1 protein-coding gene is annotated in these 586 nt (G+C 63.0%); it reads right to left on the reverse strand.

Annotated elements, in window-relative coordinates; genetic code table 11:
• Positions 1–586: hypothetical protein (locus tag EN852_RS41145; RefSeq protein ID WP_189546328.1), on the reverse strand; the 586-nt coding region annotated here is incomplete at both ends.

The following is a 586-nucleotide window of genomic DNA, read 5'->3' on the forward strand; positions in this document are numbered from 1 at the left end:
ACCACATGGGCGAGCGCGACATTGCCGTCGTTTTTGACGTCGTAGGTCCAGGTCACCGGCTGGCTCTGGAAGATGTTGAGGCCATGGTCGACGGCGTTGGTCTTCTTGTCGAGCGTGATGTGCGGATCGGCGCCGGTATAGCCGGAGTCGTCGGTGGCCGTGGCGGTGCGTGTGTGATTGGCATCGTCGGTGAAGGAGCCGGAGGCGGTACCGGTGTTGCTGTAAGGGCCAGCCACGGAGGTACCGGTTGCCGAGAACTTCCAGATCTCGCCGGCGTCTAGCATGTTGTTTTCGTTGCTGTCGCCGATATTGGTCACATCGCCGTTCCCAAACACCGCGACCCGCCTCACGCCGCCGTCGCTGTCGGTGACGGTCACGGTCATGTTGTCGAAGATGGGAGCGTCGCCGGCCGGATGTGTCTCTGCATGCAGCAGCGTGTAGGTGTAGCTCACCTGGCCGGTGGCGGGGTCGTAGCCGTTGATGGTCAGCGTGTTGCCGAGCGGCGTGGTGATGGAACCGGCGGTGAACACGCCATTGGTGATGAAGTCGTGTCCGCCGATGTTCAGCGAAGCGATGCCGTCGGGCG

The sequence above is a fragment of the Mesorhizobium sp. M2E.F.Ca.ET.209.01.1.1 genome (genome assembly GCF_004010375.2).
In the GTDB taxonomy this organism is placed as follows: Bacteria; Pseudomonadota; Alphaproteobacteria; order Rhizobiales; family Rhizobiaceae; genus Mesorhizobium.